Source organism: Streptomyces mexicanus (assembly GCF_902506575.1).
Classification (GTDB): Bacteria; Actinomycetota; Actinomycetes; order Streptomycetales; family Streptomycetaceae; genus Streptomyces; species Streptomyces mexicanus.
The window spans coordinates 6,177,881-6,184,269 of record NZ_LR732544.1; the positions used below are offsets into that span (position 1 = coordinate 6,177,881).

General features: G+C 73.5%; 4 protein-coding genes and 2 pseudogenes. All 6 read right to left on the bottom strand.

Annotated elements, in window-relative coordinates; translation table 11 throughout:
• Positions 1-17 precede the first annotated feature (17 nt).
• Positions 18-1,478 (bottom strand): APC family permease, encoded by a 1,461-nt coding sequence (locus GV126_RS27585; RefSeq protein ID WP_159671845.1) that lies wholly within the window; start codon positions 1,476-1,478, stop codon positions 18-20.
• A gap of 363 nt (positions 1,479-1,841) precedes the next feature.
• Complete coding sequence (locus tag GV126_RS27590; RefSeq protein ID WP_159671847.1) at positions 1,842-2,459, bottom strand: TetR/AcrR family transcriptional regulator; 618 nt, start codon at positions 2,457-2,459, stop codon at positions 1,842-1,844.
• A 10-nt stretch (positions 2,460-2,469) separates the two neighbouring features.
• Positions 2,470-3,225, bottom strand: a pseudogene (locus GV126_RS27595) (fumarylacetoacetate hydrolase family protein); the annotation flags it as partial.
• A gap of 85 nt (positions 3,226-3,310) precedes the next feature.
• Positions 3,311-4,252 (bottom strand): 3,4-dihydroxyphenylacetate 2,3-dioxygenase, encoded by a 942-nt coding sequence (locus GV126_RS27600; protein WP_159671849.1) that lies wholly within the window; start codon positions 4,250-4,252, stop codon positions 3,311-3,313.
• On the bottom strand, positions 4,245-5,738 hold the full coding sequence (locus GV126_RS27605; protein ID WP_159671851.1) for an aldehyde dehydrogenase: 1,494 nt from the start codon (positions 5,736-5,738) through the stop codon (positions 4,245-4,247). Before GV126_RS27605 ends, GV126_RS27600 begins: the two co-directional genes overlap by 8 nt.
• A gap of 32 nt (positions 5,739-5,770) precedes the next feature.
• Positions 5,771-6,172: pseudogene (locus tag GV126_RS27610) on the bottom strand (acetoacetate decarboxylase family protein); the annotation flags it as partial.
• Positions 6,173-6,389: the final 217 nt, after the last annotated feature.

Genomic DNA, 6,389 nt, shown 5'->3' on the forward strand with positions numbered 1-6,389 from the left:
GTGCGGTGGGGGTGGGGTCAGTCGCCGTGCGCCTGCGGGGTGCGGCGCCGGACACGCTCGTTGAGCACGCCGAGTGCCATGACCACCGGGACGGCGGCCACCAGCCACACGGCCGTGCTCGCCCGGCCGCCGATCAGGGTGGTGAAGTTGGCCAGGATCAGCCAGATGGCGCCCGCGATGCCGAGCGCGCCCAGCGCGGGGGCGACCAGGGTGTTCCACGCCCGGGCGGCCCCGCGCCGGCGGCGGAAGAACACGATGACCGACACCGAGGTGAGCAGGTACAGCAGCATCATCGCCAGGACGGCGAGCCCGCTGAACCAGGAGAACAGGGTGAGCACCGGGTCCTTGCCGGCCAGGGCGAACGGCACGACCAGGGCCACGGCGACCACGGTCTGCACGCAGCCCGCGCGCCACGGGGCGTGCCGGCCGTTGAGGCCGCACAGGCGCGCGGGCAGCTGCCCGTCCCGGGCGAGCGAGAACAGGTAGCGGTTGGCGGAGTTGTGGAAGGTGAGGAGGCCGGCGAACAGGGAGGTGGCCAGCAGGACGGGAAGGACGTCGTTCGCCCAGCCGCCGAGCTGTGCGGCGATGGGGGCGAAGACGAAGCCGGAGGAGTCGCCGGCGGCCAGCGCCCGGCCGGCCGCGCCCGGGGCCCGGGAGGCGCCGTAGGCGGAGATCAGCATCCACGACACCAGGGCGAAGAACCCGGTGACGACGACCACGGACAGGTAGGTGGCGCGGGGGACGGTCTTCTTCGGCTCCCGGGCCTCCTCGCCGTAGATGGCGGTGGCCTCGAAGCCGAACATCGACGCCACGGCGAACATCACGGCCACGCCCGGCGCGCCTTGCAGGGCCGCCGCCGGGGAGAAGCTGTCGGCGACGCCCAGCCCCTCGGGCCCGCCGCCCTTGGCCAGGGTGATCAGGCTGAAGACCAGCAGGATGCCGAACTCGGCGAGCACGAACACCGCCAGGACCCGGGCGCCCATCTCGATCCCGGCGGCCCCCAGGGCCTGCACCACGGCCATGGTGACCAGCGTGTACAGCCACCAGGGCAGGTCGAGGCCGGTGTGGGCGGTGACGAGCGAGCTGACGATGGACCCGTACAGGCCGTACATCGCCGCCTGGATGACGCAGTACGCGAACAGCGCCACGCTCGCGCTGCCCGCGCCGGCACTGCGGCCGAGTCCCGTGCCGACGTAGGTGGAGAAGGCGCCGGCGTCCACGACGTGCCGGCCCATGGCGACGAAGCCGACGGAGAACAGCGGGATGCCCGCGCCCGCCAGCACATAGGCGGCGGGGGTGCCGGTCCCGTTGCCGAGGGCGACCGAGATCGGGGCGGCACCGGCGATGCCCGTCAGGGGGGCCTGGCCGGACAGGACGAAGAAGAGGATGCCCAGGACACCCAGGGCGTCGGGTTTGAGTGTGGCTGCGGTGGGGGCGTCCTGCACGGTCCGCTCGGCGGAGGCCGTCTGACTGTCCACTCGGATCACCTGCCAGAGGAAGAAGGGGAGTTCGTTTCAGGCCAAACGAGTTGCCTCATCCTGGGGCGGAACCATCCGTCTGGCAAGGGTTTCGGGGCGGCCGATTCCTGCGCTCACCGCTCCTCCATGGCGCGGTGGCCTCGGCCTTGGACCGGGCAGGGCGAACGGGACACACCGCCGGTACGGGTACGGCGGGTGCCTCTTCGCGGCCCCGGCCGGGTGTGCCGCCGGACGGGCCGGCCGGGTGGGGCGTCGGCCGGGATCGGCCGGGTGTGCCGCCGGACGGGTAGGTCGGGTGTGCCGTCGGACAGGTAGGTCGGATGTGCCGTCGGCCGGAACGGGCCGAGTGTGCCGTCGGCCCGGTCAGTCGGCGTCGTCCGGGTGCTCGCGCAAGGTCGTCAGCAGGTGCCGCAGCTGCGTAAGGGCCTCCTCGGTGACCTCGCGCTCGCCGAAGACCAGCTGGTGCAGCACCAGCCCCTCCAGGGCGGCGAACACCAGCCGGGCGAGCCCCTTGCCGACCGGGCGGGACATGATCCCCTCCAGGTCGCGCCGGGTGGCGTCGAAGTACTCCTCGTACAACGTGCGCAGATGCGGCAGCAGTTGGGGCCTGCGGCGGGCCTCCAGCAGCAGTTCGTACTGGAAGGCCTGCAGGTCCGGCCCGCTGTCCACCATCTCGGCCAGGCCGGCGGCGAAGTCGGCGACGTCCCCCGTCGCGGCGTCGAGCGCGCTGCTGCTCAGGGAGGGGCGGATGGCGTGGGGGACGGCCTCCTCGATCAGCGCGTCCCGGGAGCCGAAGTGATGCACGACCAGCCCGTGCGTGACGCCGGCCTCCTCGGCGACGGCCCGGTAGGTCAGCTTGCGCAGACCACCCCGGGCCACCACGCGCACGGCCGCGTCCAGCAGGGCCACCCGCCCGGTTCCGTAGGAGCGCACACGTTTGCGGGACCGGCGTTCGCCGGCGGGGTCGACGGGCTCGGGCATGTGCCCGACCCTACCCGCGCCGAGCCGCCCAGCGCCGGGGAGGGCGGATGCCACGGAACTCCCAGTCGCCGCCGAGGGCCGTGGAGAGCACTTCCTCGGACTCGGTGGGCTGCGCGCCGACGGCGGCCCGGACGGGGATGGGTCCGGTCACGATGTGGTTGGGGAGCCGGCCCAGGCCCTCGACCTCGACCTCGACGACGTCCCCGGGCCGGACGGGGCGGGAGTTGGCCGGGGTGCCGGACAGCAGCACGTCACCGGGGTACAGGGTGATGGTGCGGGCGATGTCGGCGACGAGGTAGTGCATGTCCCACGTCATCTCGTCGGTGGAGCCGTCCTGGACGACCTCGCCGTTGACGTAGGTGCGCAGCCGCTTGGACCGGAAGTCCCAGTCGGTGACCAGGCCGGGGCCGAGCGGGCAGAGGGTGTCGGAGCCCTTGACGCGGAGCATGGAACCGGCGTCGGTGTCGCGGAAGTCGTGCAGGCCGTAGTCGTTGGCGACGGTGTAGCCGGCGATGTACTCCCCCGCCTCGTCGGGGGCGATGGTGCGGGCGGTGCGGCCGATGACGATGGCGACCTCGCCCTCGTAGTTGAGCCACTTGCAGCCCTCGGGGCGGACGACGGCGCCCCGGTGGGAGTTCAGCGCGGAGGTCGGCTTGTGGAAGTAGGTCGGGGTGGCGGGCAGGCGGATCTGGAACTCGTCCACCCTGCTGCGGTGGTTGAGGTGGACCGCGATGATCTTGGAGGGGGCGACCGGGGGCAGGTGGCGCTGCCCGGCGGGGGGCGGCTGCAGGGGGCTGGCGCGGAGGGGGGGCTGGCAGGCGGTGGGCGGCAGTTCGAGGCGGGGAGCCTTTCTAGGCGCGGGTGCGGGAGGCGGAGGAGGCGGGCACGGACGAGGCGGGCGGGCGCGTCCCGGTCCAGCCGCCGGCGGGGCGGTCGAACCACAGGTGCACCTGGCCGGTGCCGACGGAGTTCTCGTACGCGCCGTACTGGCGGGCCCTGGCCACGCAGTTCCGCTCGCCGAGGGCGCCGGCCATCATCAGGTAGTGGAAGAACTTCGCCTCCGGCTTGTACGTCCAGAACTCGTCCATCGTGTCGAGGACCCTGTCGTGCCGGCCCTCCTTGAACCAGGCGATCCGCTCCTGGTCGGCCGCCCGGGCCTCGGGGGTGAAGATGTGCACCGGGTCGCTGGCCTCGTGGTCGCGCAGCTCGCGCAGCGGCCAGAAGGTGTGCGACAGGGCACCGGAGGCGATGAGCAGGACGCGGCGGCCTTCGGTGGCGGCGATGCCGTCCGCGAGCGCCCGGCCCAGCCGCAGGTGGTCCTCCATGTCGCCGGTCTGGCAGACGCCTATGGTCACCCACCGCTTGTCCGGCAGTCCCTCGCCGAGGTACTTCCACAGGTTGATCGTGGCGTAGTAGATCGGCAGGTAGGCGTCGTCGATCGGGGTGATCCAGGTGCCGTGCTTGTCGGCGAACGAGGCGATGTTGCGGGCGAGTTCGGGATCGCCGGGGAAGTCGTAGGGCATGCGGCACATGCCGCGCGGCAGCTCCTCGGAGGTGAACAGGCCCGCCCGGCGGTCCTGCGCGGTGACGACGAACTCGACCGTGGTCGCCCAGTGCGAGTCCAGGACGACGACGGTGTCGTAGTCGTCGCGCGCGAAGACGTCCTCGCGCAGCTGCCGCAGGCCGGTGACGAGGGTGATCTCCTTGCCCTCGTTCAGCTCCCGGCGGTCGGCCTCGGGCAGCACGATGGTGGGCACGTGTGCGAGCAGCCCCGCGCCGACGATCTCACCCATGGTTCTTGCCTCCCTTCGCGTCGCATCCCTTCGAGGCGAAGCCCTCGGGGGCGGTGACGGTGTTCTTCAGGTCGCAGTAGAAGTCGAAGCTCCAGGTGCCGCCCTCGCGGCCCATGCCGGACTGCCGGGAGCCGCCGAAGGGGGCCCGCAGGTCGCGGACGAAGAAGCAGTTCACCCAGACGGTGCCGGCCACGAGCCGGGCGCTCACGCGTGCGGCGCGCTCGGCGTCGCCGGTGGCGAGGGTGGCGGCCAGCCCGAAGCGGGTGTCGTTGGCCAGGCGGACCGCCTCGTCCTCTCCGGTGAAGGTCTGCGGGGTCAGCACCGGGCCGAACACCTCCTCCTGCACGATCTCGGAGTCCTGGGCGACGTCGGTGAGCAGGGTCGGCGCGTAGTACCGGCCGTCCCTGCGGTGGCCGCCGATGACCGCGCGGGCGCCCGCGGCGAGCGCCCGCTGCACGAACCCGTCGATCTTCTCCAGCTGGCGGGGGTGGATGTTCGGGCCGATGTCGGTGGCCTCCTCGCGCGGGTCGCCCTGCTTCAGGCGGGCGACCCTGGCGACGAAACGGCGGGTGAACTCCTCGGCGACCGGCTCCTCCACCAGCAGGCGGGTGGCGGCCAGGCACACCTGCCCGGCGTTGTCGTACTGCTCCACCGCCAGGTCGACGGCCAGGTCCAGGTCGGCGTCGGCGAACACCAGCAGCGGGGACTTGCCGCCGAGTTCCAGGCTGAGCGGGGTGAGGTGCGCGGCGGCCGAGGCGGCGATGCGCCGCGCGGTGGGCACGGATCCGGTGAAGCTGATGCGGCGCACGTCCGGGTGGGAGGTGAGGGCGTCGCCGATCTCGGAGCCGTAGCCCTGGACGACGTTGAGGACACCGGCCGGCAGGCCCGCCTCGGCGGCGATGTCGGCGAGCAGCGAGGCGGTCAGCGGCGACCACTCCGCGGGCTTGAGGACGACGGTGTTGCCGGCCGCCAGGGCCGGGGCGACCTTCCAGGTGGCCAGCATCAGGGGGGCGTTCCACGGTGTGATCAGCACGCAGGGGCCGGCCGGGTCCCAGCTGACGTGGTTGGTGTGGCCGCGAGTGTCGAAGTCCTCGTGCTCCAGCGTCAGCAGCCAGTCGGCGAAGAAGCGGAAGTTGTGCGCCACGCGCGGCATCACGCCGCGCCGGTGGGAGCGCAGCAGGGCGCCGTTGTCGCAGGTCTCGACCATGGCGAGGTCTTCGAGACGTTTTTCGACGCCGTCGGCGACGGCGTGCAGCAGGCGGGCGCGCTCGGCGCGGGGTGTGGCGGCCCAGGCGGGGAAGGCGGCCTTGGCGGCGGCGACGGCGGCGGCCGCCTCGGTGGCCGTGCCGCGGGCGATCTCGCCCAGTGTGCTGCCGTCGATGGGTGAGACGTCGGTGAAGGTGTCGGCGGAGGCGACGCGTTCGCCGCCGATGAAGTGGCGGGTGTCGACGGTGACTCCGGCGACGGTGGTGAGGTGCTGGCTCATGTCCGGCTCTCCTGGTCTGTGGGGTGTACGGGTCACTCGGCGCCGGACGTGCCGGACTCCAGCAGCCGGCCGCCGTCCCACACCACGCCGACCTGCCGGTAGTACGCGGCGATCGGCTCGCGGACCTGAAGGCGGGCCAGTTCCTCGGTGGGCGCCTCGAACAGCTCCAGTTCCGCCTCGCCCACCCAGGGCTGCCCGCCTTCGAACCAGGCCGCGCCGGACTCGATCAGCTCGTCCAGGGCCAGCCCCTTGCCCTTCTCGATGGAGGGCAGCCAGCGGTGGTGGGCCATCGGGTGGGCGTTGACGAACCCGTTCGTCCCGGACGGCTCGCGCAGCGTGACCACGGCCTGCGCCAGGCGCCGGTCGGCGGCGGCGAGGGTGGCGCCGAAGCGGGCCCCGGCCTCGATGCGCGGGGCGGGGGCGGTGGGCCTGGGAGGGCGCGGGACCCTAAGGCCGCCGGCAGACACTTAGGGCGGGCTTATGAGGGGCCGCCCCGCCCCCCCCCCCTTCAAGGGGGTGCCGCCCCCGGGGGCGGCCGCCTTCCCCCCGGCCCCCCTTCCCCCCCCCCCCCCCCCCGCCCCACCCCCCCCCCCCCCCCCCGCCGCGCCCCCCCCCCCCCCCCCCCCCCCCCGGCCACCCCCCGCGGGCCGG